The organism is Rhodocaloribacter litoris (assembly GCF_011682235.2).
Taxonomy (GTDB): domain Bacteria; phylum Bacteroidota; class Rhodothermia; order Rhodothermales; family ISCAR-4553; genus Rhodocaloribacter; species Rhodocaloribacter litoris.
Genome location: NZ_CP076718.1, coordinates 746,324 through 772,842, shown reverse-complemented (window position 1 = coordinate 772,842; position 26,519 = coordinate 746,324). Strand labels below are relative to the sequence as shown.

The window sequence follows — 26,519 nt, the reverse complement described above, 5'->3', positions numbered from 1 at the left end:
CCCATGATCGAACTTCCCATCCTCGATGCTGAGATGCCGCGTCAGGAGCAGCGGGCGTCTGCACGTCCGGCGCGGCCCCGGTTCTGGCGTAGCCTGGACCATCTTCACGGCGATCCGGAGTTTGAGCGGATCGCGCAGCACGAGTTCATGCCGGGGGCGAGCGAGCTGCCCTCCGGCGCCTCCCGGCGGCAGTTCCTCCAGCTCATGGGGGCCTCGATGGCGCTGGCCGGGCTGACGGCGTGCCGTCGTCCCGTGCAGCACATCATGCCGTTCGCGCGCAAGCCGGAGGAGATGATCCCCGGCATTCCGATGCAGTATGCCACGTCGATGCCCTTTCGCGGGGTGCTCCGGCCCCTGCTCGTCGAAAGCCACGACGGGCGCCCGACGAAGATCGAGGGCAATCCCGAGCATCCGGAAAGCCGGGGGACGACGGGGGTTTTCGAGCAGGCTTCCATCCTGAACCTCTACGACCCCGACCGCTCGCAGCAGGTCCTGCGGGGCGGGGATCCGAGCAACTGGCGGGCCTTCGTCGACTTCTGTGAGCGCTTTCTGGTCGGGGCCGGCTCGAAGCGGGTGGCCGTGCTGGCCGAGGCCTCCTCGTCCATGACGATGGCCGCGCTCCGGCAGCGCCTGGCCGGTGCGTACGGCCGGCTCCTCTGGGTGACCTACGACGAGGATCCCGGGGCGCGCGGGCTGCAGCAGGCCTTCGGGCGCCCGGTGCGTGCCCGCTACGACTTCGCCCGCGCCCGCACCATCGTCAGCCTCGACGCCGACTTTCTCGGCCCGGCCGACCGGGACATGCTCCACAACACCCGCTCCTTCGCCGCGGGACGCCGGGTGGACGGGCGCGAGGAGATGAGCCGTCTCTATGTCGTCGAGAGCGGTTATTCGATCACCGGGGGCATGGCCGACAACCGCCTGCGCCTGCGCTCGAGCGAGATTCCGGCCTTGGCCGCAGCCCTGGCCGCCCGTCTCGGCCTCGACGTCGGAACGGCCGGGGCTGCCTTCGCCGATCATCCCTACGTGGTCGAGATGGCCCGGGATCTCCGGCAGGCGGGGGCGGAGGGCGTCGTCCTGGCCGGTGAGACGCAGCCGCCGGCGGTGCATGCCCTGTGCGCGGCCATCAACAGCGCCCTGGGCAGCCTCGGACGGGCCGTGCAGCTCTTCGACACCGGGGCACCGGCCGACGACCTGGCCTTCGAGGAGCTGGTCGGGGAGATGCAGGCCGGCAACGTGGATGCCCTGCTGATTCTCGGGTGCAACCCCGTCTACGACGCCCCGGCCGACCTCGACTTCGCCGGTGCGCTCGCCCGCGTTCCCGAGACGATCCACGTCGGGCTGCACGTCGACGAGACGGCGGCGGCCTGTCGCTGGCACGTGCCGCGCGCTCACTACCTGGAGGCGTGGGGCGACGGCCGGGCCTACGACGGTACGATGGCCGTCGTGCAGCCGCTCATCGCGCCCCTCTACGACGACGCCCACTCCGACCTCGAGGTCCTCAACACGTTCGCCACCGGCCTCGACCAGTCCGGCTACGACCTCGTCCGCGAGCAGTGGCGCGGGCTGCTTCCGGGCGATTTCGAGCCGGCCTGGCGGCGCGTGCTGCACGACGGCTTCCTGCCGGGCAGCGGGTACGCCGCCGTGACGGCCGCAGCGGCGGTTCCGGCGGGCTATGCGGTGCCCGCCGTCGGGGCGGACGACATCGAGGTGGTCTTCCGCCTCGACCCGAAGGTGCTCGACGGCAGCTTCGCCAACAACGCCTGGATGCAGGAGCTGCCCGATCCCACGACGAAGGTCACGTGGGACAACGTGGCGGTGATGAGCCCGGCCACGGCCGAGCGCCTGGGGGTGCGTACCCGCCTCGTCGGCGGCAAGCATTTCGCAGACCGCATCCGGATCACCGCCGGCGGCAACAGCATCGAGGCGCCCGTGTGGGTGCAGCCCGGCTATGCGGACAACTCCATCGGCCTGACGCTCGGCTACGGCCGCACGATCCGCTCGAACCGGCCCGAGCGCAAGACCAACTTCTTCGACCTGGACGACTACACCGACGTCTACGGGCACGGGGCCGTGGCCACGGGCGTCGGCGTCAACGTGGCCCCGCTGCGCACGACGCAGGCCCGGCAGGTGGCCGTCGGCGTGCAGGTCGAAAAGGCGGACGGGGAGCACATGGTCGCCTCCACGCAGGACCACGGCGCGCTGCCCGAGGAAATGGAGCAGGTGCGTCGCCGCAACATCTTCCGCATGGCGACGCTCGAGGAGTACCGCGCCAACCCCGCGTTCGTCCGGGAGGATGAACCCAGGCCTATCCGGGAGCCGTGGGAGGATTATCCGGCGCTCTGGGAGGAAAACCATCCCAGCCGTCAGGAGGCCGCCAAGGACAATCCCTACTACAAGAACCAGTGGGCGATGGTCATCGACCTGCAGGCCTGCACCGGCTGTAACGCCTGTGTGGTGGCCTGCCAGGCCGAGAACAACATTCAGGTCGTCGGCAAGGAGGAGGTGGCCCGCGGGCGCGAGATGCACTGGATCCGCCTGGACCGCTACTTCGTCAGCGACGACGACAACGTGGACGAGGCCCGCATGGTGATGCAGCCGGTGCCGTGCATGCACTGCGAGAACGCCCCGTGCGAGTCGGTCTGCCCGGTGGCGGCCACGGTGCACTCGCCCGACGGCACCAACCAGATGATCTACAACCGCTGCATCGGCACGCGCTACTGCGCCAACAACTGTCCCTACAAGGTGCGCCGGTTCAACTATTACAACTGGACCAAGACGCTGCCGGTGCAGGTGCGGATGACGCAGAACCCGAACGTGACGGTGCGCTCGCGCGGTGTGATGGAGAAGTGCTCCTACTGCATCCAGCGCATCCGCGAGGCCAACAAGCGGACCAACCTGGAGAACCGTCCCATCCGCGACGGCGAGGTGCTCACGGCGTGCCAGCAGGCATGCCCGGCGCAGGCCATCACCTTCGGCGACCTCAACGATCCGAACAGCCGGGTGAACCAGGCGCGGGCCAGCCACCGCCGCTACGAATTGCTGGCCGAGCTGGCCGTCAAGCCGCGTACCTCGTACCTGGCGCGCGTCACCAACCCCAACCCCCGGCTTTCGGCAGAGGTCTGAGGGCAACCCCCTCCTACCAACCAAACCGCGATGTCTGTGAGCACGGCAACTACAGCGAAGACCGTCGCCCATGCCGGCGACGGGTATCATGACGACCCGCCCCTCGTGGCCGGCAACCTGTCGTTCCACGAGGTCACCGAGATGGTGGCGGTGCACACGGAGAAGAAGACGCCGCTGGCCTGGTACGGCGCCTTCTCCCTCGCCAACATCGGGTTGATGATCCTGCTGCTCTCGGTCGCCTACCTGTTCTGGAACGGCGTCGGCGTCTGGGGGCTGAACAACCCGGTGGGCTGGGGCTACGCCATCGTCAACTTCGTCTTCTGGGTCGGTATCGGTCACGCCGGGACGCTCATCTCGGCCATCCTCTACCTGTTCCGGCAGCAGTGGCGCACGGCCATCAACCGCTCGGCCGAGGCCATGACCCTCTTCGCCGTCATCTGCGCCCTGCTCTTCCCGACGATCCACGTCGGGCGCGTCTGGGCCATCTACTGGACGCTGCCCATCCCGAACCAGATGGAGATGTGGCCCCAGTTCAAGAGCCCGCTGCTCTGGGACGTGTTCGCCGTCTCGGTCTATTTCACCGTCTCGCTCGTCTTCTGGTACGTGGGGCTCATCCCGGACCTGGCCACACTGCGCGACCGCACGCCCGCGACGAAGAAGCTCCGGCAGAAGGTGCTCGCCTTCTTCTCGCTCGGCTGGAGCGGCGCCAACCGGCACTGGCGCAACTACGAGAAGGCCTACCTGCTGCTGGCCGCCCTGGCCACGCCGCTGGTGCTCTCGGTGCACTCGGTCGTGTCGTTCGACTTCGCCGTCTCCATCATCCCGGGCTGGCACACCACCATCTTCCCGCCCTACTTCGTCGCCGGGGCCATCTTCTCCGGCTTCGGCATGGTGATGACGCTCATGGTGATCGCCCGCAAGGTCTACAACATGGAGAACATCATCACCATCAACCACCTGGAGAAGATGAACATCATCATCTTGCTCACGGGGACGATGGTGGGCTTTGCCTACATCACCGAGTTTTTCATCGCCTGGTATTCGGGTGTGCCCTACGAGCAGTACGCCTTCATCAACCGCGCCACCGGTCCCTATGCCTGGGCCTACTGGATCATGATGTCGTGCAACCTGCTCTTCCCGCAGTTCTTCTGGATCAAGAAGCTGCGCCGCAATGTGGCCTTCATGTTCGTCGTCTCGATCTTCGTCAACATCGGGATGTGGTTCGAGCGCTTCGTGATCGTCGTGACCTCACTCCACCGCGACTATCTGCCCTCGTCGTGGGACTACTACGTCCCGACGGTCGTCGACGTGGCCACGTTCATCGGGTCGTTCGGCCTGTTCTTCACCCTGTTCCTGATCTTCCTCCGCTTCGTGCCGATGGTGGCCATCGCCGAGGTGAAGATGGTCATGCCGCAGGCCGACCCGCACTTTTACGAGCACGGCGGCGACGGGCACGGCGCCGCCCACGAGGTGAAGGCCGGAAAGCATACAGGAAAAGCGTAGGGCGTATTTCGTAGGGCGTATGGCGACGTCAGACGGCTCCTTTACGCACTACGCATTACGAGCTACGTACCACGGATAACGAGACCGCCATGTTGAAAGAGCTGATTCGCCAGGTCAAGGCCTCGATGGGGATCTATGAGCCCCGGCGGGACCGGGTCTACGGCCTGCTGGCCGAGTTCTCGGACCCCGGTGCGCTGCTGCACGCCGCCGAGCGGGTACGGGCGGCCGGCTACACCCATTTCGACGCCCACTCTCCCTTCCCGATCCACGGCATGGACCGGGCCATGGGGCTGGGCAACTCGAAGGTCGGCTATATCGCCCTGGGCGGCGGGCTGACCGGCCTGGCCCTGGCGACGTGGCTGCAGTGGTGGACGGGCGGCGTCGACTACCCGCTCAACATCAGCGGCAAGCCGTTCTTCGCCGTCGAGCCGTCCGTGCCCATCATGTTCGAACTGACGATCCTGTTCGCCGCGCTCTCGGCCGTTGGCGGGATGCTGGCGCTCAACGGCCTGCCCCGTCCCTACAACCCGCTGTTCTATGCGGAAAACTTCGCCCGCGTGACGGACGACGCCTTCTTCCTCCACATCGCGGCCAGCGACCGGCACTTCGACCTGGAGCGTACGAAGCAGCTCCTGCGCGAACTCGGCGCCCTCTATGTGCGGGTGATCGAGGACCACGGCCATGCCGGAGAGGAACCCGGTCCGGCCCGCGCCGTCGCCGAACACGCCGAAGCCTGAGCCCCGATTGCGTGCGTATGCCCACGATGAACGCCGATATGAAAAGCCTTGCGACGCTGCGTCTACACGCGGCCCTCGGTCTGGTGCTCGCCGGCTTCGTGCTGGCCGGCTGCCGCGGGACGATCTCGGAAAAACCGCCGATCCACATCAACCCGAACATGGACTTCCAGGAGCGGTTCGAGGCCCAGGAAGCCAATGCCTTCTTCGCGGACGGCCGGGCCATGCGGCCACCGGTGCCGGGCACCGTGGCGCGCGGGTTCCTGCGCGAGGACAGCCGTTTCTACGAAGGCCGCGAGGCCGACGGAACCCTGGTGACGGTGATGCCCGTGCCTATCACGCGTGAGCTGGTGCTGCGCGGGCGCGCCCGCTACAACATCTACTGTGCGCCGTGTCACGGCCTGGCCGGAGACGGCCAGGGGCCGATCTCGACGGGCGGCTACGGCATGGTGCCGGCGCCCACCTTCCACACCGACTACCTGCGCACCGTGGCCGACGGCTACTTCTTCGATGCGATCACCAACGGCATCCGGACCATGCCGAGCTATGCCGCCCAGATCCCCGTGGCCGACCGCTGGGCCATCACGGCCTACCTCCGTGCCCTGCAGCGCAGCCAGCATGCGGCCGAGGGCGACGTGCCCCAGGACGTGCTCACCCGCCTCCGGCAACGACCCTGACCCGCCCCGCTTCCCGCGCGGCGTTTCACCCAACAGCATCCAGCAATGGCGAAAACGGTTAGACGAAGCTCTCCTCTGACGTGGCTGGCCGACCCGCTTCAGCCCACGGAAGCCACCGGCGCGGCCTTCCGGTTCACCGGCGACATGCGCTGGTGGCTGGTGCCGGTGCTCATCGGCGCGGCGTTGCTCGTCGTCAGCCTCGTCGGCTGGGCGGTCGATCCCCGACAGTTCTATTTCTCCTACCTGGTCGGCTGGGTCTTCTGCGTCTCGCTGGCGCTCGGCGCCCTGTACTTCGTCGTCATCCAGCACCTGACGAAGGCGCGGTGGAGCGTCGTGGTCCGCCGCATCCCCGAGGCGCTGACGTGGGCCTTCCCGATCCTGGCCCTGCTCGCAATCCCCATCCTGATCGGGATGCACGACCTCTTCCACTGGACGCATCACGAGCTGATCGACCCGGAAAGCCCGGCGTACGATCCGGTGCTGGCCGGCAAGGCGCCCTACCTGAACGTGCCCTTCTTCATCGGAAGGCTGGTCTTCTACTTCGCCGTCTGGACGCTCGTCGCCTACCGGCTCTACACGCGGTCGATCCGGCAGGACGTCACCGGCGACCCGGAGATTCCGGCGCTGCAACGCAAGACCAGCGCCTGGGGGCTGGCCCTGATGGCCGTCACCACCGCCTTCGCCAGCTATGACCTGCTCATGTCGCTGGACCCCCACTGGTTCTCCACCATCTTCGGGGTTTACTTCTTCGGCGGGGCCTTCCTGGCCGCCTTCGCCTTCATCACCCTGTCGGCGATTCTGCTGCAGCGCGGCGGGATGCTGGGCCGCACCGTCACGGCCGAGCACTACCACGACCTGGGCAAGTTCATGTTCGGCTTCACCGTCTTCTGGGCCTATATCGCCTTCAGCCAGTACATGCTCATCTGGTACGGCAACCTGCCGGAGGAGACCGTCTGGTACCGGCACCGGCTGGAGCACGGCTGGGAGGCGCACAGTGCGGTGCTGCTCTTCGGTCACTTCGTCATCCCGTTCTGGGCGCTGATCTCGCGCACGGCCAAGCGCATCCCCGCCCTGATGGCCTTCATGAGCGTCTGGGTGCTCGTGCTGCACTGGTTCGACTACCACTGGATCGCCATGCCCGTGCTGCACCCCGAACAGGCCGGCTTCCACTGGCTGGACTTCACCTGCTGGCTCGGGCTCTTTGCGCTCACCTTCGGCCTGTGCTTCTACCGCCTCAGCCGCCACAGCCTGGTCCCCGAGCGCGATCCCTACCTGGCCAGGTCGATCGAGTTCGTGAATGCATAGGCCCGGAAGGGCACGTCCGGACCGGACAGACACGCAAAACCTGGTTTTCATGCCGCTTTCATGCGGAAAAACGATCCGGTGGGGGAGTGGTGCGTTGCTATCCTCCGCCGTGAAGGGATAGAACGATGCCAGAACAGACCAAGCGAACGGTACCCTGGTCGCCGGTGTTGCTCGCGCCACGCGAGGCGGCCGTCGTCGACGGCCGGGCGGTGACGTTCCGGTGGAAGCCCGTCGAGGGCGCTACGCGCTATCGCCTGGAAGTCGCCACCGACCCCGGCTTCACGAACCTCGTCTATGAGACCGAGGTGGGAACGGCCACCGAGGTGACGGTCAAGGACCGGTTCGAGGCCGACGACCGGCTCTATTACTGGCGTGTGCTGACCCGGAATGAAGCCGGCTGGAGCGAGGGGGAGTCCGTCGAGAGTTTCACTGCCGGCACACCCGAACAGGCGGCCCGGCATCTCTTCGCACCGGACCTGGCCGAACGCGCCGGCCCCCTGGGCGGGCTCGTGACGCTGAAGGATACGGAGGCGTTTGCCGCCGCCGTCGAGGCCGGGGTGGAGCCCGAGGACGTGGATGCCGGCATCCTGCTGAAGGCGATCCTGGTGCTGGCCGTGCTGGTGGCCCTTGCCGTGGTCATCGTCTTCCAGTGGACGAACCTGGTCTACCAGGAGACGCTGGCCGAGGCGACGACCCTTTCGGGCTACCCGGCGCTCCGCGAGTACGAGGCGGCCGCCGCCGCGAAACTGACGCAGTATGAGGTGATCGACGCCGGGGCGGGGGTCTACCGCATTCCCATCGACCGGGCCATGGAGCTGGTCGTTCGGGAGGCCCGCGGGCGGCAGCTCGCCTACACGCCCGAGCTCATGCTGCTGCCGCAACCCTGAACCACCGCCGGGCCGGACGGGCACCCGTTTGCGTGCAGGTGCAGATGATGGATGTTCGACGCATAGTGTGGGCCTGGGTCCTGTGCGGCTGGGTGGTGCTGGCCGCTCCGGCCGCCGCGCAGCGGGCCGGCGACCTGCCGCCGGCCTTCGAAGGCGTCGGCATCGAGGAACGCCTGGGCGAACACGTCCCCGCCGGCCTCACCTTCCTCGACGAGACCGGCGCCGAAGTACGGCTGGGCGACTACCTGGGCGGTGAGCGGCCCGTGGCCCTGAACCTGGTCTACTTCGACTGCCCGATGCTCTGCAGCCTCGTGCTCGACCGCTTTACGCAGACCCTGAGGCAGATGACGTGGACGCCGGGCGAGCAGTTCGAAGTGCTCACGGTCAGCTTTGCCGCCGGCGAGACGCCGGACCTGGCCGCCCGGGCGAAGGCGCGTTACCTCTCGGCGCTGGGCCGGCCGGAAGCCGCCCGCGGGTGGCACTTCCTCACCGGCACCGAGGAGAACATCCGGGCCCTGGCCGCCGCCGTCGGCTTCTCCTTCAAGTGGGTAGAGGAAGCGGGCGAGTATGCCCATCCGACCGCCCTGATCCTGCTCGGCGGTGACGGCAAGATCACCCGCTACCTGCACGGGATGGACTATCCGGCGGCCGACGTGCGCAAGGCGCTCGTCGAGGCCTCCGAAGGGAAGGTGGGCACCACCCTGGACCGGGTGCTGCTCTACTGCTTCCGGTACGATCCGGAAGCCAACTCGTATGTACCACATGCCGTCAACCTGATGAAGCTCGGCGGCCTGCTGACGGTCGTTGTGCTGGCGCTGATGCTGTTCGTCTTCTGGCGACGCGAGCGGGCCCGCCTGCATCAGGCCGAAGCGGGTGGGCCGGGCGAACACGCATACGTCCGATGACCCGGCCCGGGCTGACGGACCCTTTGACCGCCAAAACCGAACGATACCATGGGTGAGAACGGAACGCTGTGGCTGCCGGAACCCGCCTCAACGCTCGCTCCGGAGCTGGACGGCCTGTTCTACTTCGTCTACTACGCCAGCCTGCTGATCTTCGTCGGCGTCGTCGGGGCGATGGCCTACTTCACGTTCGTCTATCGTCGCCGCCGGCCCGACGAGCTGCCGAAGCCCGTCAAGGACAACAAGGTCGTGGAGATGGCCTCGGTCGTCCTGCCCACGATCCTCGTGCTGGTGGTCTTCACCTGGGGCTTCAAGACGTACGTGAAGCTGTACACCGCCCCGCCGGATGCCTACCAGATTCAGGTGCGGGCCCGGCAATGGTCCTGGGAATTCGAGTACCCCAACGGCAGCCGCTCCTTCGGGGAGCTGCACGTGCCGGTGGATCGCCCGGTGCGCCTGGTCATGAACAGCCAGGACGTGCTGCACAGCTTCTTCGTCCCCGCCTTCCGCGTCAAGATGGACGTGCTGCCGAACCGGTACACGTCGGTCTGGTTTCAGGCGACGAAGCAGGGCGAGTTCGACCTGTTTTGCACCGAGTATTGCGGCACGGCCCACTCCGGAATGATCGGGAAGGTGGTGGCCCACTCGGAAGCCGACTTCCAGAAGTGGCTTCAGGAATCGCAGGTGGGCGACCTGTCGCCGGTCGAGCGGGGCGAGCTGCTCTACACGCAGCAGACGTGCAACGCCTGCCACAGCGTCGACGGCTCGGCCGGGGTAGGGCCGACGTTCCAGGGACTCTTCGGCCGGGAGCGGCCCCTTGAAGGCGGCGGTACGGTGCTGGCCGACGAGGACTACATCCGCGAGTCCATCGTCAACCCGGCGGCAAAGGTGGCGCAGGGCTTCAACCCGGTCATGCCCGCCAGCTACGCGAGCCTGCCCGCCGAAGACATCGACGCCCTCGTGGCCTACATCAAGAGCCTGGGGAACTGAGGGATGCGCTGCGTCCCGTGGGGGATAGACATGCGGCTTGAACACAGCACAATCGGATCATGAGCAACATCGCGACACCGGCCACGGCGACGGGTTCGGTGCACCACGGCGCCGGACACAACTACCTGAACCACGCGAAGAGCCTCAAGTCGTGGCTGCTGACGCTCGACCACAAGCGCATCGGCCTGATGTACCTGGTGACGGTGTCGCTGGCCTTCCTGGCCGGCGGCATCCTGGCGCTGCTCGTGCGGGCCGAGCTGATCGCGCCGGGGCAGACGATCATGGATGCGCAGACCTACAACCAGATCTTCTCGCTCCACGGCATCATCATGGTCTTCGCCTTCATCATCCCGTCGATTCCGGCGGTGATGGGCAACTTCGCGCTGCCGATGCATCTGGGGGCCAAGGACGTGGCCTTCCCCCGGCTGAACCTGGCCAGCTACTACATCTACGTGCTTGGCATCGCCATCGCCCTGGCGGCCATGCTCGTGGGCAACGTGGACACAGGCTGGACCTTCTACACGCCCTACTCGAAAAGCGTCGGCGACTCGGTGCTGCTGCTGACCTTCGGCGTCTTCGTGGCGGGCTTCTCGTCCATCCTGACGGGGCTCAACTTCATCGTGACGGTGCACAAGATGCGGGCGCCGGGGCTGACGTGGAACCGCCTGCCGCTCTTCGTCTGGTCGATCTATGCCACGAGCATCGTGCAGGTGCTGGCCACGCCGGTGATCGGGATCACGATGCTGCTGCTGTTCCTGGAGCGGCTCATGGGCATCGGCATCTTCGACCCGGCCCTGGGCGGGGACCCGGTGCTGTTCCAGCACTTCTTCTGGTTCTATTCGCACCCGGCCGTCTACATCATGATCCTGCCCGCCTTCGGCGTGATCTCGGAGTTGATGGCGACCTTCTCGCGCCGGCCCGTGATGGGGTACAAGTTCGTGGCGCTCTCGTCGGTGGCCATCGCGTTCCTGGGCTTCCTGGTCTGGGGCCACCACATGTTCGTCTCCGGGCAGTCGGCCGTCTCGTCGATCATCTTCTCGCTGCTGACCTACCTGATCGGCATCCCCACAGGCATCAAGGTGATCAACTGGGTGGGGACAATGTACAAGGGGTCGGTCTGGCTCCGCACGCCGATGCTCTACGCGCTGGCTTTTCTGTTCCTGTTCTCCATCGGCGGCTTCACGGGCATCATGCTGGGCGTGCTGGCCGTGGACGTGCACCTGCACGACACCTACTTCGTCGTGGCCCACTTCCATTATGTGATGATGGGCGGCACCGTCATCGCCGCGCTGGGCGGGCTGCACTACTGGTGGCCCAAGATGACAGGCAAGATGTACAACGAGACGCTGGGCCGGATCGGCGTCGGGCTGATCTTCGTCGGGTTCAACCTGACCTTCTTCACCCAGTTCATCCTGGGGAGCCAGGGGATGCCGCGCCGCTACTATGACTACCTGCCCGAGTTCGCGTCGCTGCATGCGCTCTCGACCTACGGGTCGTGGATCCTGGCGGCGGGCCTGTTCCTGGTGGCCGCCTACCTGATCGCGTCGCTCTTCCGGGGCGAGAAGGCGCCGGCCAACCCCTGGGGCGCGGCCACACTCGAATGGACGAACGCCACCTCGCCGCCGGACCCGCACAACTTCGTCCGCACGCCCATCGTTACCCGGGGGCCGTACGATTACCACCTGGCCCGCGAGCTCTTCGGCAACGGTGCCGGCGACGGCGACGGAGCCGCCCCCGTACCCGAGGTGCGCGACACCACCCACCAGTCTTCGTAACCTGCAAGAGAGACCATGGCATCGACGACGGCAACGGCCCACGCGGACACGCACCGGGAAGCGCATCACCCGCCGCACCTGCAGCACCACTTCGTCTCGTCCGAACAGCAGTTTGACGCGGCGAAGATGGGTATGTGGCTCTTCCTGATCACGGAGATCCTGCTCTTCAGCGGGATGTTCGTCGCCTACACGGTCTACCGCGTCTGGCACCCCGAGGTCTTCGTTCGCTCGGCCGAACTGCTCGACTGGCGGCTCGGCGGCCTGAACACGCTCGTGCTGCTGGCCTCCTCCTTCACCGTGGCCCTGGGCATCCACTACATCCAGAACGGCGACCGCAAGGGACTCGTCGTCAACCTGATCCTGACGCTCCTCTTTGCGGCGACGTTCATGGTTGTGAAGTACTTCGAATACACCGGCAAGTTTGCCCACGGCATTTTCCCGGGCGAACACTTCCACCCGCACGAGGGCTACGAGCAGTACAACATCCCCTATGCCCCGCAATTCTTCAGCATCTACTTCGTGATGACGGGCATCCACGGCTTCCACGTCCTGGTGGGCATGGGTATTTTCGTGTGGATCACCCTGCGCGCGCTGAAGGGGCACTTCTCGAGCGAGTACTACACGCCGGTCGAGCTCTCGGGACTCTACTGGCACCTGGTCGACATCATCTGGATCTTCCTTTTCCCGTTGCTCTACCTGATCTAGCCGCCCGCCCGGCCGGGGCCGGTTGGTTTCCTGTCCTTCACCCTGCTAACCCGTCTTTCACCGACCATGTCCGACGTCGTCCACCACGGTCATCATCACATCGTCCCAAAGAAGGTGCTCCTGGCCGTCTTCGGGGCGCTGATCTTCCTGACCGTCATCACCGTCCTCACGGCTCGCTTGGATCTGGGCGCGCTGAACGTGCCGGTGGCCCTGGCCATCGCGGGGACGAAGGCCGCCCTCGTGGTGGCCTACTTCATGGCGCTCAAGTACGACAACCGGGTCAACCTGGTGGTGATGCTGCTCGGCATCATCTTCGTGGTCATCTTCCTGACCTTCACCCTGTTCGACACGGCCTACCGGGGCGACCTGAGCAACGTGGACCCGCAGACGATCGCCGATCAGCAACGGCAGGCCGAACGGCTCCTGGCGGCGGCCGGCGGCGGCGGTGCGGCGACGGGGACGATGACCGGTGAGGACGAGACGGCCCGGGCCGATACCGTCGATGCCGTCGCCCTGCTGAACCAGTACATGTGCACCTCCTGCCACGCCATCGACAGCCCGGCGGCGATGGTGGGGCCAAGTCTCTACGACGTGGGGAGCCGCCTGAGCGAGGAAGAGATCCGCCAGTCCATCATGGAGCCGGATGCCGTCGTGGCCGAAGGGTATGCCGCCGGGGTCATGGGGGCCACGCTCAACGCCAACGGCTTCTACGACAACGTGACGCCGGAAGAGTTGGACGCCCTCGTCGCCTACCTCGCCGCGCGGACGGGCAACTGACCGCGTTCAGCGGTTGCCGCCCCGGCCCGCCCGCCGGTCGGAGAAGGCACTCCGGTAGAAGAAGAAGAACAGCCCGAAGATAAAGAGCACCGTGCCGGCGACCACGGCGAATTCCTCGAACGCCAGTCCGCGCTCGAAGATGGGCACGGCGTCCATCAGGATCATGGAGGCGAGCAGGATGAAGGCGAAGAGGAAGATGCCGCCGTATTTGATGGCCATCTTGAGCCGTTCGGCCGCCTCGAGGGCTTCGAGGATTTCCGGGTCGATCCGGGTGGGGGCCGTCGCGGTGCGTGTGCGGGGCTGCTCCAGCACGGCCACGCCGGTGTCCGGCATCGGGTGGGGGACCGCATGCTCCTGCTCGGCCCGTGCCCGTGCCGCTTCGATCAGCCGGGTCCGGGCCGTACGGGCCTCCTCGCGCGCCCGTTCATCGAGTTCCGGCAGGGCGGCCGGCTGCCACTTGAAGAAATAGTAGTCGAGGGAGAGGCGGCCGGGACCGTAGACGAAGATGATCAGCAGGAGGAAGAGCACGAGAACCGAGAGCTCGAGCGACTGCCCCTGGGCCAGCAGCCCCTCCGTCAGGTGAACGTAGACGGCGCCGATGAGCACGGGGATCTGAACCAGCGCCGCGATGCGGGTCATCAGGCCCAGGGCCATGATGAAGCCCCCGTAGAGATGGGCCAGCGTGATGTAATGGATGATGGTGCCTCCGAGCAACAGCCCGCTCTCCTCGATGAAGTCCTGCAGGAGCGTCTGGTTGGTCATGAACAGGTAGCCGCGGACGAAGAGCGCGATGCCCAGAAAAATGCGGATGAAGTCCAGGCCGTAGTTTTCGTGGGTTTCCCGCCACTCGAAGAGGTTCAGGATGGTTTTCATGACGCTCGCTGGTTTGGTGGCACCGGCCGTCGTGTGAAGGTTTGGTTAATGTACGATCTGGCGGATAAAAAGTCTTGTCCCCGCGTCGCGGGATCCGCCGGCGCGCCGGCCTCCTGTTGACAAGGCGGAGGCGATTGGATATCGTTGGGTTAGCCGGGCAGGGCAGGCCCGGCCCGACCGGTCTTTTCGGCACCAAACGAAGCGAACCATGATCGTCGACCGTTATCGAAAGCTGTTGCGCTGGCAGTGGCGGCACAACACCATTGCCACCGACCTGGTGCGTATCTTTCTGGGGGTGGCCCTGCTGGTGCGGGGCGTGCTCTTCCTCCTCGACCCGATCCGCCTGTCGGTGCTGGTGGAGGAGCCGGGGCTCGGCTGGTTCGTGCATTACGTCACCTGGGCCCACATCTTCGGGGGAGCGTTGCTGGCGGCGGGGCTCTTCACCCGCATCGCCGCGCTGATCCAGTTGCCCATCCTGGTCGGCGCCGTGGCGCTGGTGCACCTGCGTGAGGGCTTGCTCTCGCCGACGCAGTCGCTCGAACTGGCGACGCTCGTGCTTTTCCTGCTCTGCGTGCTGCTGGTTTTCGGGCCGGGACGCTTCTCTCTCGATTACTATTTCTGGGGACGCAACATCGAGCCGGGGCCGCCGGTGGAGAAGGGGGGCTCCCCGGCGCCGGCGGTGGGGTAGGGCCGGACGGAAGACCCGTTCAGCGGCCGTATTCCTCGATCTCGGCGATGCGCTCGGCCATCCACTGCTCGTATGCCTCCGGCGTGTGGATGGTCAGCCAGCCGTGCATGCGGTAGTGGCCGAGGCCGCAGAGCTGGGCGCAGCCGATGTCGAAGCGGCCCGTCTGCGTGGCCTCGAACCAGACGGGGATGTCCAGGCCCGGGATGGCATCCTGCTTCACCCGGAGGTTGGGCAGGGAGAAACTGTGGATCACGTCCTTCGAGGTGACGTGGACGATCACCGGCCGGCCGACGGGCACATGCAGCTCGTTGACGGTGACGATGTCGTCGGCGGCATGGGGATCGCCCGCAAAGTCGATACCGAGCGGGTTGAGTGCGGCATCCACCAGGTTCACGTCCCGCCGGCCGAACTGGCCGTCGGCGCCGGGATAGTGAAAGTTCCAGGCGAACTGCTCGCCGACGGCGTGCACGACCAGGGCTTCCCCGGCGGGCGGAAACTCGTTCTTCAGGAAGGCCCAGGTGGGGATGGCAAAGATGAAGAGCAGCACCACTTCGGCCAGCACGACGCCGCCCTCGGCATACGTCGAGAAGTGACCCCGGGCCCCCTCGTAGCTGGCCTTCGGGTTCTTCGATTGCCGGAAGCGGAAGAGGGTGTAGAGGAAGAAGGCGCCCCACCCGACGAACAGCAGAAGCATGAGCCAGTGCACGAGCCCGGTCATGTAGTCCAGCTCGTGGCCGTGGGTGGAGACGTCCGGAGGGAGACCGAGCAGGTGGCTGATGTCGAGCATAACGGTCCGGGAGCTTGGGGTGGTTCAGGGGGTCGCCAGTTCGTGCAGGCGGGCCTTCTCCGCCGGGGAGAGGCTCTCATAGCCGTCGTGGTTGATCTTGTCGAGCAGGTCGTCGAGGTTGGCGCGGGCGGCGGCCGGCACCACGCGGCCGTCCTCGGTGACGACGAGTTCGCCCGAGGCCAGCATCCTGGACCGCTTCTCCACGTGGCTGAAGAAGCCGATGATGCCCCCCCAGACGATGATGACCAGCACCAGCAGCGCCAGCATCGACAGGCCGATGGCGACGACGACCGGCGAATCCGCCGCCGCTCCGAAGCACCGCTCGCAGGCGGTCGCGGCGGCGTGCGCGTGCAGCAAGAGCAGGTTCATGACGATGACCTCCGCACGGATGCTTGCTTCACAGGGATCCCACGTCCCGAAATTTCTGCCGGAACCGCCGGCCATAGACCACCAGCACGAGCCCGAGCAGCAGGGCGGCCAGGCCCATCAGGAGGGAGCCCACGCCCCCGGCCTGTACGAAAGCGTACAGGCTCCAGGCGGCAAAGCCGAAGGCCAGCAGCGTCGAGACGGCGATGAAGAATATGTGGAACGCTTTGAGCGACACGGTCAGGGTGTGAACGTCATGATGCCCTCCTGGTCGTGGAAGGAGGAGAGGGTGAGGATGAACATCCCGACGAGGAAGACCGCCGTGATGATCAGCACGCCGAAGATCACCTTCTTCTCCGAGACCAGGTGCATGAAGTAGGCCGCCACCAGGCCGCCCTTGATCGTCGCGATGAGCAGGCCCACCACCAGGGCCGGCAGGATCGGCAGGTGCACGTAGCTGACGGCCACCGTCACGACGGTCAGTGTAGCCAGCGCGGCGAAAACGATCAGGTACACCCGGACGTGTTTCCGGATGTCTTCGGCCGAGGCGGTCGTGTGTTCGTCCATGGTGTGTTCTACAGGAGATAGATCGTAGGGAAGAGAAAGATCCAGACCAGGTCCACGAAGTGCCAGTAGAGCCCGGCTACTTCGATGCGGTTCGTGAAGCGTTTCGGGTCGGTCCGCCACATCTTTGCCCCCGGTCCCCAGAAGTAGGTGTTGACGATGATACCTCCGATGACGTGGAGGGCGTGCAGGCCCGTGAGGGTGAAGTAGATGGCCAGGAAGTTACTCTCCGAGGGGAAGAGGCCATGCTCGAACTTGCTTCCGTATTCGAACACCTTGACGATCAGGAAGACAAAGGCCAGGGCGATGGTGCCGCCCATGTAGAGCCGGTACCGGGCGAAGTTCTTCATCATGAGCGAGGCCCAGGCCATCACCATCGTCACCGAGGAGGCGATCAGCACGAACGTGTTGAGCGTGGCCAGCGGGACGTTCAGCACTTCCGAGGCATGGGCGTACGTCTCGCCGTGCAGCGCACCGGGCCAGGCCGGTGCGCCGATGCGCAGGAAGACGTAGCCGGCAAAGAGCCCGCCGAAGAGCATCACCTCGGAGGCGAGAAACAGCCAGACACCGAGCTTGGCATTGAAGACCCCGGTGTCCGGCCGGGCGGTTACGGTGTAGGGGATGTCCATCCGTTTCGGGTTTCGCGTTGCGGGTTGAGGGGGGCGGTGGCGTGCTCGGCCACGGGGTCCGGTCCGGAGCGGGTTGTTTTTCCCGCGCCTGCTGCGCCCTGCTCAGCGCTCCACCGCTACGGTGGGAGCTTCGTCCTGTGGCAGGTAATCCCGGTCGTGGCCGGGGACGCTGTATTCGTACGGCCCCCGGTGCACCGTGGGCAGCTTCGGGAAGTTGCCGTGCGCCACGGGCGGCGAGGGGGCGGCGGACCATTCGAGCGTGGTGGCTTTCCACACGTTCGCCTCCACCTTCTCCCCCTTCTTCAGGCTCATGAAAAAGTTGATGATGAACGGGATCTGTGCCAGAGCCAGCAGCCAGGCGCAGATCGACATGAACTCGTTGTAGTGGATCACCGGCTCGGCGATCTGGTAGACCTGGCCGCCGTCGTAGAGCCGCCGGGAGACACCTGCCATGCCCTGGATGAACATGGGGAAGAAGATGCCGTTCATGAACAGGATCGTTCCCCAGAAGTGGATCTTGCCGAGCCGGTCGTTCATCTTGCGCCCGGTGATCTTGGGAAACCAGTAGTAGATGCCGGCGAAGAGGGCGATGATGGTACCCGGGGCCACGACGTAGTGGAAGTGGCCGATGACGTAGTAGGTGTCGTGCAGGTGGATGTCGGTCGGGGCCAGGCCCAGCGGCAGGCCCGTGAGCCCCCCGATGCCGAACATGGGGAGGAACCCCAGGGCGAAGAGCATCGGGGTGGTGAAGCGGATCGATCCGCCCCAGAGCGAAATGAACAGCGCCGAGAGGATGACGACCGAGGGGATCGAGATGATCATCGTCGTGACCTGGAAGAAGGCGCTGATGGTGGTGCCCATGCCCGTGATGAACATGTGGTGGGCCCACACGATGAAGGACATGAAGCCCAGGAAGATCACCGAGTAGACGAGCGCCTTGTAGCCCCAGAGCGGCTTGCGCGTGTTGTTGGCGATGATCTCGGCCACGATGCCCATGGCGGGCAGGATCAGCACGTACACCTCGGGGTGGGCCAGGAACCAGAACAGGTGTTGCCACAGGAGGGGGCTGCCGCCGCCGGCCACGTCCAGCACCTCCCCGCTGACGACCAGCCCGCTCGGCAGGAAGAAGCTGGTGCCGGCCAGGCGGTCCATCAGCTGGAAGATGGCGGCGGCTTCCAGCGGCGGGAAGGCCAGCAGCAACAGGAAGGCGGTCACGAACTGGGCCCAGACGAAGAAGGGCATGCGCATGAACGTCATCCCCGGCGCGCGGAGCTGGATGATCGTGGTGAGGAAGTTCACCGCCCCGAGCAGCGACGACGTGATGAGGAAGAGCATGCCGATGAGCCACATCGTCTGCCCCATCGTCTCGATGTCGGCCAGCGGGGGGTAGGAGGTCCAGCCCGCCTTGGCGGCCCCGGCAGGGACGAAGAAGCTCGCCAGCATGACCACGCCGCCCAGGAAGTAGACCCAGTAGCTGGCCATGTTCAGCTTGGGGAAGGCCATGTCCGGCGCGCCGATCTGCAGGGGCACCACGTAGTTGCCGAAGGCGCCGACGGCCAGCGGCACGATGCCCAGGAACACCATGATGGTGCCGTGCATGGCGCCGAGCTGGTTGTAGAACTCCGGCTGCATCACGCCGTCGGGCATGTTGGCCTCGCCGAAGAGCTTGCCGATGAGCGGCAACGCCTCGCCCGGGTAGGCCAGCTGCCAGCGCATCAGCATCACCAGGCAGAACCCGATCAAGAGGAAGAGCAGGGCCGTGATGCCGTACTGGATGCCGATGACCTTGTGATCGGTCGAGAAGACGTACTTGCGCCAGAAGCCGGGTTCGGGGGGGGGCCCATGGCCCGGGTCGTGGGTGGGGTGCGCGGCCTGCGCCTCGTCCAGCTCGGGCGCGGCATGCGTGTTCTTATCCTTGGCGCCGTTAGCCATAGCGTTGCGTGAGATGGGGGGAAGGGAAAACCATGACGCACGGGACATTGCTTCCGGTGCGCGAAAGCGCTACCGGCGGCAACACGTCGCGCCGCCCGTGGGGCGGGGCCGCTCAGGTGCCCGCCCCGAAAGAGAAGGAGACCGTGGCCGTCTCGCCTTCGGCCACCGTCACGTTCTGCGTCGCGGTGCCGTATTCCTCGTGCCAGGCCTCGATGACGTAGGAACCGGCCGGCAGGTTGGCGATGGTGAAGGTGCCATCCTCACCGGTGACGCTGTAGAAGGGATGACCGAGCACCCCGGCGTAGGCGCTCATCCACGGGTGGACGTCGCACTTGATCCGGACCATGACCTCGGGCACACGGAAGCTCTGCTCGCGCACGTCCCCCTGTTTCGGCATGCCGAAGTTAAAGGGCCGGTTGACCTCCGGGAGCGCATGGATGTTGTGCAGGAAGGGGTCGCTGTTGAGGATCCGGAGCGTCTGACCGGCCATGATGCCGAAGACGTGCGGGATGTAGACGCACCCCTGCTGGTCGAAGACGACCGGCTCGGCCGGCGGGGTGAACGGGCCCCCTTCCAGCCCTTCCTTCACATAGACGAAGACGTTGCGGAGCGTGCCGTTCTCGTTGACGATCACGTTCTCGGCCAGGACCGGCCCGTCGTGCAGGGCCTGGCAGTCGGCATCCAGGCGGAGCCGCTGCCGCTGCGGAGGCGTGCCCTGGAAGGTGACGCTGCCCGAAACAACGGCGTTGCCCGTCGGCGCCGGGGTGCCGGCCGCCGCACCCGAAGGGGTCTCGGCCGCCTCACCGCCGGACGGTTCTCCACCTCCACATCCGGCAAGGACGAGGGAAAGGATCAGGGCTGAGAGGAAGGGGGCAGTGTTTCGTCTCATGGACACGTCTCCTGATGGTTACTGGTGGATATGGAAAAGGCCGAACCAGGTCGGCACGATGGATCGCGTAACCGGGGCGTCAGGACGTCACAGAAGGCCCCACCGCAACCACCGGGGACATCCCGGCCCCCCCTCCATGCGGCGTGCCTGCACAGCACCTCTATGCTCTTTTATCAAAAGAAAATTTAAATGTCAAAGAATAGGATATCAAGATTTGGGGAAGTTGGGGCTGTGGATATCCTGCGAAAAACACCGCTGGACCGGGTGAACGAAAAACGCCCGGCGGGGTAATAATGCGGCCGGAACGTCTCCCCTCAAACGCCTGCACGGCGATGGACTGGGTCTGGTCGTTATACAAGCCCTACATCCTCCGGGAGCTGGCACGGATCGGCAACCAGGCGCCGACGGAGGAAGAACTCCAGGAGGCCTTCCTCGAAGCCCTGAGCGATTCGACCGTGACGGTGCTGGTCCAGGAGCCCTGGCAGAACGCCGTGCGCTTCAGGGGGCTGGCCCGCTATGCGGCCGGTAGCGATCGCGACGCCGCCGAACTGTTCGACCTGCTCCGCGACCCGGAGACGTTTCTGCAGGAACGCTTCGGCGGCGGTAAATTCAAGCTCAACTTCCACCGGGGCTGGCACTTTGTCGCCACGCGCAACTTCAAGCCGGAGGGACCGCCGAAGTGGAAGGACCTGCCGGAGATCGAATTCTGAACGGCCATGCACGACGAGGTGACGCGCCACGCCGCCGGCATCCGCGAACGGGTGATCGTCTTTCTGGCTTTCCTCACGTCGGAAGCCTGCCGGGATGCCTTCCGCACGCACGTCGCCCAGCCGGACTGGGCCGCGACCCTCTGCCGCATCTGGTTCGACGAGGTCTACGTGCCGGGCACGCAGTACCTTGAGGACGGTCTCAAGGGCGACCGGAGCGCGGCGGCCCTTCGGGCCTTCGAGGCGGCCTTCACGCCTGAAGAACGGGCCATGCTCGAACGGTTTCACGGCTGCCTGGAGCTGCGGCTCGATCTGCTGGCAAACCGGCAGCACGGCCGTGCCCGCTTCCCGGACAACGACTCCTGGCGCCGCATCCTGCACGACGCCCGCGCCCTCCTGCACGAGCTGGAGCCGAACCCGGAGCGGATCCAGGCCCTGCTGGCAGCCCTCTTGTCGCAACCGGGCGGGAGGTCGCTCCCCCTGCCGTGGGACGCCGGTTGAGCCTCAGGCCGCCTCCCGGGTCGTCTTCTCCTGATCCCACGCCGCCCGGACGAGCATCGTGCAGGTGACCGTCGCCACCAGCGCAAACACCGCCGTCCCGTAGAGCATCGGCAGCTCGCCACCCCACGGCAGGGGCACCACCTCCCCCTCGTCGTTGAGCATCAGGCGGATCAGCCCGGCGATACGAAAGGCCAGCAGGAAGGCGATCAGGCGCGTAAACCACCGGATCCCTTTCCAGATCAGCGGCGGGATGACGAGGATGAACAACACCCCGAGGCCATAGAATATCGCGCCGGAGCGCGTGGTCATCCCCGTCTCCATCAGGTAGACGGCACCGCTCAGGTAGATGAGCCCGTAGATCAGGTAGGCGATGGCGGCCTGGCGGTATTTGGTTCTGGATGCGGACATGGTGCCGGGAGGGGAGGAGCCGCCGCCGGCGAGGCTTCCGGGCAGGCGCTGCGGGCGTTTCTACAAAAATACCGTCGTTCCGTGATTAAAATCAGGGGGACGAACCGCGATGATACAACTATTGCTCGCAAAAAATCAGGAGGGAAGCCATGCGCAGGCGCTTTGTGCAGCATAAGAACCTGTTGTGGACCGTAGCCGTGCTGGCGCTGGTGTTCGGCGGCCTGACGCGGTGTGACAGCCTGGAGGAATCGACCGCCGGGGCACGTGGGACCCTGCAGCTCTACCTGACGGATGCCCCGTTCCCGTTCGATCTCGTCGATTCGGCCAACGTCACCATCACGCGTGTCGACCTCGTGCCGGCCGGCGATTCGAGCGCGATCCGGACGGTTTCGGAAACGACCCGGACCTTCAACCTGCTCGACCTGCGGGGCGGTGTCACGGCCCTGCTGGCCGATACGACGCTGGAGGCGGGAACCTATGCCCAGCTCCGCCTGATCGTGCGTGAGGCAGCCGTGGTGCTCAAGGACGGCCGGCGCTTCGACCTGCAGGTGCCCAGCGGTGCCCAGACCGGCATCAAGGTGCTCCTCGATGGCTTCGTCATCGGGGCGGATTCCCTCTCGACGCTGACGCTCGACTTCGACGTGAGCGAGTCGTTCGTGGTGCAGGGCAATCCGGACACGCCGGCCGGCATCCACGGTTTTCTCTTCAAGCCGGTCGTCCGGCCTCTGAGCACCGGGGTTCCCGAGGCCGGGTGAGCCGGCGTCACAGGCCGAAGAGGCCCTTCACCTCGTCCATCACGGCCGCGTCGATCCGGGCATAGCCATGGTCGCGAGCGTGCTGCTCGATGCCCTTGCGGACCATCGGGCGGACGTAGGCGGGAATGCGCTCGAGCCGGGCTTCGGCCTCCGCCGTCCAGGGGAGGGCGGTGCGCTCGTAGGCCGCGTTCACCATGCCGGTGAAGGGACACTTCGAGCCGGCTTCCGCCGCCGGTGGGGTTGCCGGCGAGGCCGGCCGGTCGTCCTCGAAAGCCCCTTCGCGGCGGGTCGTCAGGGAGGAGCGCACCATCTCCATCGGAGCGGCCGGTGTGGTTCGCCCGCCGATCTTCACCCCCAGCGACCGCACCACCTGCGTCTCCATGGCGTTCGTCAGCATAGCGACAGCGTGCCCGCAGGCCGGGCAGGCGAAGACGACGGTCATCGAGCCATCGTCGGGGCCGCGCGTCTCTTTCAGCGTCATCGCCTCGTCGCACGCGACACAGAGGAATTTCATGGTGTGTCTCCGTTGATAAAGGTTGAGGGTCTTACCGCGAAGAACGCGGAGAAGGCGCAAAGGGGTGCTCGGGGTTGAGGAACGTGCGCACCTGCTCCGCCAGCCGCCGGAACGCTCGCCCTGCCGGGGTATCGGCGTACTCGACCATGAAGGCGGTCCCGCGGTCGGCGGCGGCCGAGAGACGCGGGTCGAAGGGGAGGCCGCCCAGGTAGGGGATGCCGTGCCGTGCCGCCAGCGCCGCGGCTTCGCCGGTGGGGAAGAGCGGGGCCTCGCGCCCGCAGTGGGGGCAGGCATACGAGGCCATGTTCTCCACGAGCCCGATCACCGGGGTGCCGAGCACGGCGGTGGCCATGCGGATGGACTTGCCGACGACGTGCTGGGAGACGCCCGAGGGCAGGGTGACGACGAGGGTACCGTCGAGGGCGGGGAGCAGGTCCACCAGGTTGGGGAGCTTGTCCGTGCCGGGGGGCAGGTCGATCAGGAGCACGTCCAGCCGGCCCCAGGCGGTGTCGGTGAGGAACTCGCGCACGGCGTGCATCTCCATCAGGCCCCGCCAGGTGAAGGCATCGCGCTGGGTGGGAGCCTCCCAGAGGACGGGGGCGTGCTCGTCGGCCAGGAGCAGGTCGATGGACATGACCTTGAGGCCGGGTGCCGCTTCGGCCGGCTGGACGCCCCCGTCCTCGAGCCGGAGCGGCTGCCCCAGCACGCCCGTCATGCGGGCCAGCGAGGGGCCGTTGATGTCGGCGTCGAGCAGGCCCACGGTCAGGCCGTCGAGCGCCAGCGCGGCCCCCAGGTTGACCGTCACGGCGCTTTTGCCCACCCCGCCCTTGCCGCTCATCACGGCGACGACGTGCCGCACGCCCGCCAGCCGCCGGGCCAGCCGCGCGGCCTGCTCACCCACCTGCGCGGCGACGTTCGATCCCCCGTCCGTGGCGATGTCGTGGTAGGTTTTCATCGCGGGTCGTCTATTTTTCTGCTTTTTTCTTGATCATCTCCTCCATCACCTGAAGGGCGTCGCGGATGCCCTCTTCGGCGATCTCGAGCGTGATCAGGTCGGTGCCGTGGCGGCGGGCGGCGTCTTCCATGCGTTTTTTGGTGCCCTTGCGCATGAAGCCCTCCGGGACGCGGTTGAGGCGGGCCACGGCCTCGGCCGTCCACGAGAAGGCGCCGTCGCGGATGATTTCCTGGCCGGGGGGCGGGGCGTCGACGGCCGCCTGCCCGAGCGTGCCGCGGGCCTGCAGGTCCTGCGTGTCGCGGAGGGCACCGCCGAGGACGTCTTCGACCAGGTCGAGGGTGATCACGGGCAGGCGCCGGACGCGGGCGCTCTTCTCGATCTGGGCCTTGGCCCGCCGCTGCTGGTAGCCGTCGGGCACCTCGCGGAGGCGGTTGCGGGCATCGGCGGTCCACTTGAGCCGGACGTGGTCGAACGTGTCCTCTTCCTCGATGGGGCCTTCGAGGGGGGCCAGGCGGGCGATGGCCTCCTTGTCGATCTTCTCGAAGGCGTCTCCGGGGCCGCCGCAGACGGCGCACACGGCCGGCGCGAAGCCCCGGGCCGCATAGCCGCAGGTGGGGCAGACGTACGTCACCACGTCCTCGGGGGCGGCTTCGATCTGTTCGATCGCCACCGCCTCGGCGATGATGCCCATCTTGATCATGGCCGAGCGGGGCAGGATCGTCGCCATGGCCTGCTCGACGATGGACTGCGTGATGACCGAGTGGCCGCGCTCCATGGCCCAGCGGTGGATCGTCGTGCGGGCGATGCCGCGGGCGAAGTCGGGAGCGCGGCGGAGCAGTTGCAGGGCCGGCTCGGTCCAGCGCATCGTTTCTTCGGCCACGGTGTCGAGGGGGGGCGTATAGCGGCGGCTCGAGAGGAGCACGTTGCACGGGGCCAGCCGCAACAGGTTCTCCGTGTTCGAGCCGATGTCCATGTCGGCCTCGCTGTGCACGCCGATGCGGCCGAGCACGAGCAGCCAGGGGCGCTCGCGCCGCACGTACTGGAGGAGCTTCTCGAACGCCTTGCCGTCGAGGAGCGTGATCTTCAGGTCGTAGCCTTCGTCGGCGGCGATGCGGCGGGCCACCTCCAGGTGCGACTGGTAGATCTTGGCCAGGCCGGTGTCGATGACCTCCTCGTGGAGCTGCTCCTGTTCCTTGAACTTGAATACCTTCGAGGCCCGTTCGGTGAGCACGTTCACGATGCTGTTGAACATCGCGTAGTGCAGGTAGGGGTCGTAGACGGAGACGGCTTCGACGGGTTTGTCGAGCGCCTTGCCCAGGGCCAGGGCCGTCCGCAGGCCGGCGAACGACTCGGGGCTGCCGTCGATGCCGACGACGATGCCGCCGCCGTCGACGTGATCGACGGTGCCGTCGCCGCCGCGCCCGAAGAGCTGGGTCTCCACCGGGGCGGTGTTCTTCACGACGAGTACGTCGGTCTTGACGCGCCGGCAGACGCGCTCGCACACGCTCCCGATGAGGCTGTCCTTGACCGCGCCCAGCCCCAGCGCCCCGATGACGACCAGGTCGTACCCGCTCTCCTCGATGTCGCGGACGATCACGCGCCAGTTCTTGCCGTCGTACATCTTCGGGGTGAAGGGGACGCCCGCCGCACGGCATCGCTCCTCCATCACCACCAGGTACGAGTCGGAGATGAGTTCCAGGCCCATGGTGATGAGCGTGTCGTGCACCTTCCGCTGCTTTTCCATCTCGGCCTCGACGAGGTATTCCTCGGGCAGCGTGAACTCCATCTGCTTGAAGCGGTAGTCGTGCATCCGGGCCGCATAGGCGTGGCTGCCGACGAGTTCCGCGCCGAACCGCTTGCCCAGTTCCACGGCCAGATCGATACCGGTCAGCGCGTGTTCCGAGTTGTCGACGGGGACGAAGATCGTTTCGTACATGGCGGATTTCGGATTGCGGATTGCGTGCGGGTGTTCGGGGCACGGCTGCAGGCGGCACCGGGGTCAGTAAACCAGCCGGAGGCGGTCGTGCACGTAGGTGAGGCGGTCGGCGATGTAGTGCAGGGTCTGGCGGGTTTCGGGATCGAGGACGGGAGCGAGCGAGAGGGCGAGGAGGGCCGCCTGCAGGTGCGGCCCGCACGTGGCGGCGGCGGTTTCCCTGCTCGCTTCGGCCAGGCGGTCGACGAACCGCTTCAGTTCGAAGCGCGCCCGCACCAGGGCGTTGTAGGTGTCGAGGTCGTCGGGTGGGGCGGCCAGCAGCCCTTCCAGGCGGCGAAGCTCCAGGCCCACGACGGCGGGGGCCATGCGGCGAAACGCGTCCCAGGGCACGAAGTCGAGCTCGTTCCATTCCGGAGGGGTCGGGGCGTTATGGGCGACCGGGCCGTTCATGCGTCCGGCACGGGGATGATGGCGTCTTCGGGGCATACGGCGACGCACTCTTCGAAGTCGCAACACAGCTCGCGGTCGATCACAAAGACCGGCGTGCCCGGCTCGATGGCGTCGATGGGGCAGGCCTCGAGGCACAGGCCGCAGGCGGTGCAGGCGTCGGTGATGGTGTAGGGCATCGCTCGGTGCGGAT

Annotated in this window: 29 protein-coding genes; 15 read left to right on the top strand and 14 right to left on the bottom strand. The window is 66.5% G+C overall.

Annotation, left to right across the window (positions count from 1 at the left end; genetic code table 11):
* Nucleotides 1-3 precede the first annotated feature (3 nt).
* From GQ464_RS03185 to GQ464_RS03135, 11 genes are all read left to right on the top strand, one after another.
* Nucleotides 4-3,123 carry a TAT-variant-translocated molybdopterin oxidoreductase gene (locus GQ464_RS03185; protein ID WP_166976328.1) on the top strand — a complete coding sequence of 1,040 codons (3,120 nt, stop codon included), beginning with the start codon at nucleotides 4-6 and terminating at the stop codon, nucleotides 3,121-3,123.
* A gap of 30 nt (nucleotides 3,124-3,153) precedes the next feature.
* Entirely contained in the window at nucleotides 3,154-4,626 is a 1,473-nt protein-coding gene (gene nrfD / locus GQ464_RS03180; protein WP_166976331.1) for an NrfD/PsrC family molybdoenzyme membrane anchor subunit, read from the top strand.
* 89 nt (nucleotides 4,627-4,715) lie between these two features.
* Entirely contained in the window at nucleotides 4,716-5,363 is a 648-nt protein-coding gene (locus tag GQ464_RS03175) for a DUF3341 domain-containing protein (RefSeq protein WP_166976334.1), read from the top strand.
* Nucleotides 5,364-5,401: 38 nt separating this feature from the next.
* Nucleotides 5,402-6,037, top strand: coding sequence for a c-type cytochrome (locus GQ464_RS03170; protein ID WP_166976337.1), 636 nt, complete (start codon nucleotides 5,402-5,404; stop codon nucleotides 6,035-6,037).
* Between the two features lie 45 nt (nucleotides 6,038-6,082).
* Entirely contained in the window at nucleotides 6,083-7,342 is a 1,260-nt protein-coding gene (locus tag GQ464_RS03165) for a hypothetical protein (protein WP_166976340.1), read from the top strand.
* Between the two features lie 125 nt (nucleotides 7,343-7,467).
* Complete coding sequence (locus tag GQ464_RS03160; RefSeq protein WP_166976343.1) at nucleotides 7,468-8,229, top strand: fibronectin type III domain-containing protein; 762 nt, start codon at nucleotides 7,468-7,470, stop codon at nucleotides 8,227-8,229.
* Between the two features lie 44 nt (nucleotides 8,230-8,273).
* Nucleotides 8,274-9,134 (top strand): SCO family protein, encoded by an 861-nt coding sequence (locus tag GQ464_RS03155; RefSeq protein ID WP_228350549.1) that lies wholly within the window; start codon nucleotides 8,274-8,276, stop codon nucleotides 9,132-9,134.
* Between the two features lie 48 nt (nucleotides 9,135-9,182).
* Nucleotides 9,183-10,121 (top strand): cytochrome c oxidase subunit II, encoded by a 939-nt coding sequence (coxB, locus tag GQ464_RS03150; RefSeq protein ID WP_166976346.1) that lies wholly within the window; start codon nucleotides 9,183-9,185, stop codon nucleotides 10,119-10,121.
* A 59-nt stretch (nucleotides 10,122-10,180) separates the two neighbouring features.
* Complete coding sequence (ctaD, locus tag GQ464_RS03145) at nucleotides 10,181-11,896, top strand: cytochrome c oxidase subunit I (protein ID WP_166976349.1); 1,716 nt, start codon at nucleotides 10,181-10,183, stop codon at nucleotides 11,894-11,896.
* 15 nt (nucleotides 11,897-11,911) lie between these two features.
* A complete protein-coding gene (locus GQ464_RS03140) occupies nucleotides 11,912-12,601 on the top strand; it encodes a cytochrome c oxidase subunit 3 family protein (protein WP_166976352.1) in 690 nt (229 codons plus the stop codon).
* A 66-nt stretch (nucleotides 12,602-12,667) separates the two neighbouring features.
* A complete protein-coding gene (locus GQ464_RS03135; protein ID WP_166976355.1) occupies nucleotides 12,668-13,378 on the top strand; it encodes a cytochrome C oxidase subunit IV family protein in 711 nt (236 codons plus the stop codon).
* A gap of 6 nt (nucleotides 13,379-13,384) precedes the next feature.
* Here GQ464_RS03135 and GQ464_RS03130 read toward each other — a convergent pair whose 3' ends face one another.
* The gene (locus GQ464_RS03130; RefSeq protein WP_166976358.1) at nucleotides 13,385-14,251 is read right to left on the bottom strand and encodes a DoxX family protein; all 867 of its coding nucleotides are present in this window, start codon (nucleotides 14,249-14,251) and stop codon (nucleotides 13,385-13,387) included.
* Between the two features lie 208 nt (nucleotides 14,252-14,459).
* On the opposite strand from GQ464_RS03130, the gene GQ464_RS03125 reads away from it, so the two are divergent.
* A complete protein-coding gene (locus GQ464_RS03125) occupies nucleotides 14,460-14,939 on the top strand; it encodes a DoxX family protein (protein ID WP_166976360.1) in 480 nt (159 codons plus the stop codon).
* Between the two features lie 19 nt (nucleotides 14,940-14,958).
* Here GQ464_RS03125 and GQ464_RS03120 read toward each other — a convergent pair whose 3' ends face one another.
* The 7 genes from GQ464_RS03120 to GQ464_RS03090 form a co-directional block, all read right to left on the bottom strand.
* Complete coding sequence (locus GQ464_RS03120; RefSeq protein ID WP_166976363.1) at nucleotides 14,959-15,726, bottom strand: cytochrome c oxidase subunit II; 768 nt, start codon at nucleotides 15,724-15,726, stop codon at nucleotides 14,959-14,961.
* Nucleotides 15,727-15,750: 24 nt separating this feature from the next.
* The gene (locus GQ464_RS03115) at nucleotides 15,751-16,095 is read right to left on the bottom strand and encodes a DUF6576 domain-containing protein (RefSeq protein ID WP_166976366.1); all 345 of its coding nucleotides are present in this window, start codon (nucleotides 16,093-16,095) and stop codon (nucleotides 15,751-15,753) included.
* A 28-nt stretch (nucleotides 16,096-16,123) separates the two neighbouring features.
* A complete protein-coding gene (locus tag GQ464_RS03110; RefSeq protein WP_166976369.1) occupies nucleotides 16,124-16,330 on the bottom strand; it encodes a hypothetical protein in 207 nt (68 codons plus the stop codon).
* Between the two features lie 2 nt (nucleotides 16,331-16,332).
* Complete coding sequence (locus tag GQ464_RS03105; RefSeq protein ID WP_166976372.1) at nucleotides 16,333-16,659, bottom strand: cytochrome C oxidase subunit IV family protein; 327 nt, start codon at nucleotides 16,657-16,659, stop codon at nucleotides 16,333-16,335.
* Between the two features lie 8 nt (nucleotides 16,660-16,667).
* Nucleotides 16,668-17,285 carry a cytochrome c oxidase subunit 3 gene (locus GQ464_RS03100; protein ID WP_166976375.1) on the bottom strand — a complete coding sequence of 206 codons (618 nt, stop codon included), beginning with the start codon at nucleotides 17,283-17,285 and terminating at the stop codon, nucleotides 16,668-16,670.
* Between the two features lie 102 nt (nucleotides 17,286-17,387).
* Nucleotides 17,388-19,217: a cytochrome c oxidase subunit I gene (locus GQ464_RS03095; protein WP_166976378.1), complete on the bottom strand. Its 1,830-nt coding sequence runs from the start codon at nucleotides 19,215-19,217 to the stop codon at nucleotides 17,388-17,390.
* Nucleotides 19,218-19,329: 112 nt separating this feature from the next.
* The gene (locus tag GQ464_RS03090; RefSeq protein WP_166976381.1) at nucleotides 19,330-20,106 is read right to left on the bottom strand and encodes a carboxypeptidase regulatory-like domain-containing protein; all 777 of its coding nucleotides are present in this window, start codon (nucleotides 20,104-20,106) and stop codon (nucleotides 19,330-19,332) included.
* Nucleotides 20,107-20,438: 332 nt separating this feature from the next.
* On the opposite strand from GQ464_RS03090, the gene GQ464_RS03085 reads away from it, so the two are divergent.
* Together GQ464_RS03085 and GQ464_RS03080 are read left to right on the top strand one after the other, a co-directional pair.
* Complete coding sequence (locus GQ464_RS03085) at nucleotides 20,439-20,816, top strand: hypothetical protein (RefSeq protein ID WP_166976384.1); 378 nt, start codon at nucleotides 20,439-20,441, stop codon at nucleotides 20,814-20,816.
* Nucleotides 20,817-20,822: 6 nt separating this feature from the next.
* Nucleotides 20,823-21,314, top strand: a complete 492-nt coding sequence (locus tag GQ464_RS03080; RefSeq protein WP_166976387.1) for a hypothetical protein — start codon at nucleotides 20,823-20,825, stop codon at nucleotides 21,312-21,314.
* Nucleotides 21,315-21,317: 3 nt separating this feature from the next.
* Here the strand turns inward: GQ464_RS03080 and GQ464_RS03075 are convergent, their stop codons facing one another.
* Nucleotides 21,318-21,722: a hypothetical protein gene (locus GQ464_RS03075; RefSeq protein ID WP_166976390.1), complete on the bottom strand. Its 405-nt coding sequence runs from the start codon at nucleotides 21,720-21,722 to the stop codon at nucleotides 21,318-21,320.
* A gap of 149 nt (nucleotides 21,723-21,871) precedes the next feature.
* On the opposite strand from GQ464_RS03075, the gene GQ464_RS03070 reads away from it, so the two are divergent.
* Entirely contained in the window at nucleotides 21,872-22,477 is a 606-nt protein-coding gene (locus GQ464_RS03070; protein WP_166976393.1) for a DUF4382 domain-containing protein, read from the top strand.
* Between the two features lie 7 nt (nucleotides 22,478-22,484).
* On the opposite strand, the gene GQ464_RS03065 is transcribed toward GQ464_RS03070, so the two are convergent.
* The 5 genes from GQ464_RS03065 to GQ464_RS03045 form a co-directional block, all read right to left on the bottom strand.
* Nucleotides 22,485-22,991 carry a PCP reductase family protein gene (locus tag GQ464_RS03065; RefSeq protein WP_228350548.1) on the bottom strand — a complete coding sequence of 169 codons (507 nt, stop codon included), beginning with the start codon at nucleotides 22,989-22,991 and terminating at the stop codon, nucleotides 22,485-22,487.
* A 31-nt stretch (nucleotides 22,992-23,022) separates the two neighbouring features.
* Nucleotides 23,023-23,946: an Mrp/NBP35 family ATP-binding protein gene (locus tag GQ464_RS03060; protein WP_166976396.1), complete on the bottom strand. Its 924-nt coding sequence runs from the start codon at nucleotides 23,944-23,946 to the stop codon at nucleotides 23,023-23,025.
* Between the two features lie 10 nt (nucleotides 23,947-23,956).
* Nucleotides 23,957-25,882, bottom strand: coding sequence for a universal stress protein (locus GQ464_RS03055; protein WP_166976400.1), 1,926 nt, complete (start codon nucleotides 25,880-25,882; stop codon nucleotides 23,957-23,959).
* A gap of 63 nt (nucleotides 25,883-25,945) precedes the next feature.
* The gene (locus GQ464_RS03050; protein ID WP_166976403.1) at nucleotides 25,946-26,329 is read right to left on the bottom strand and encodes a hypothetical protein; all 384 of its coding nucleotides are present in this window, start codon (nucleotides 26,327-26,329) and stop codon (nucleotides 25,946-25,948) included.
* Nucleotides 26,326-26,505 (bottom strand): DUF362 domain-containing protein, encoded by a 180-nt coding sequence (locus GQ464_RS03045; protein ID WP_166976406.1) that lies wholly within the window; start codon nucleotides 26,503-26,505, stop codon nucleotides 26,326-26,328. The genes GQ464_RS03050 and GQ464_RS03045 overlap by 4 nt, the downstream gene beginning before the upstream one ends.
* Nucleotides 26,506-26,519 lie beyond the last annotated feature (14 nt).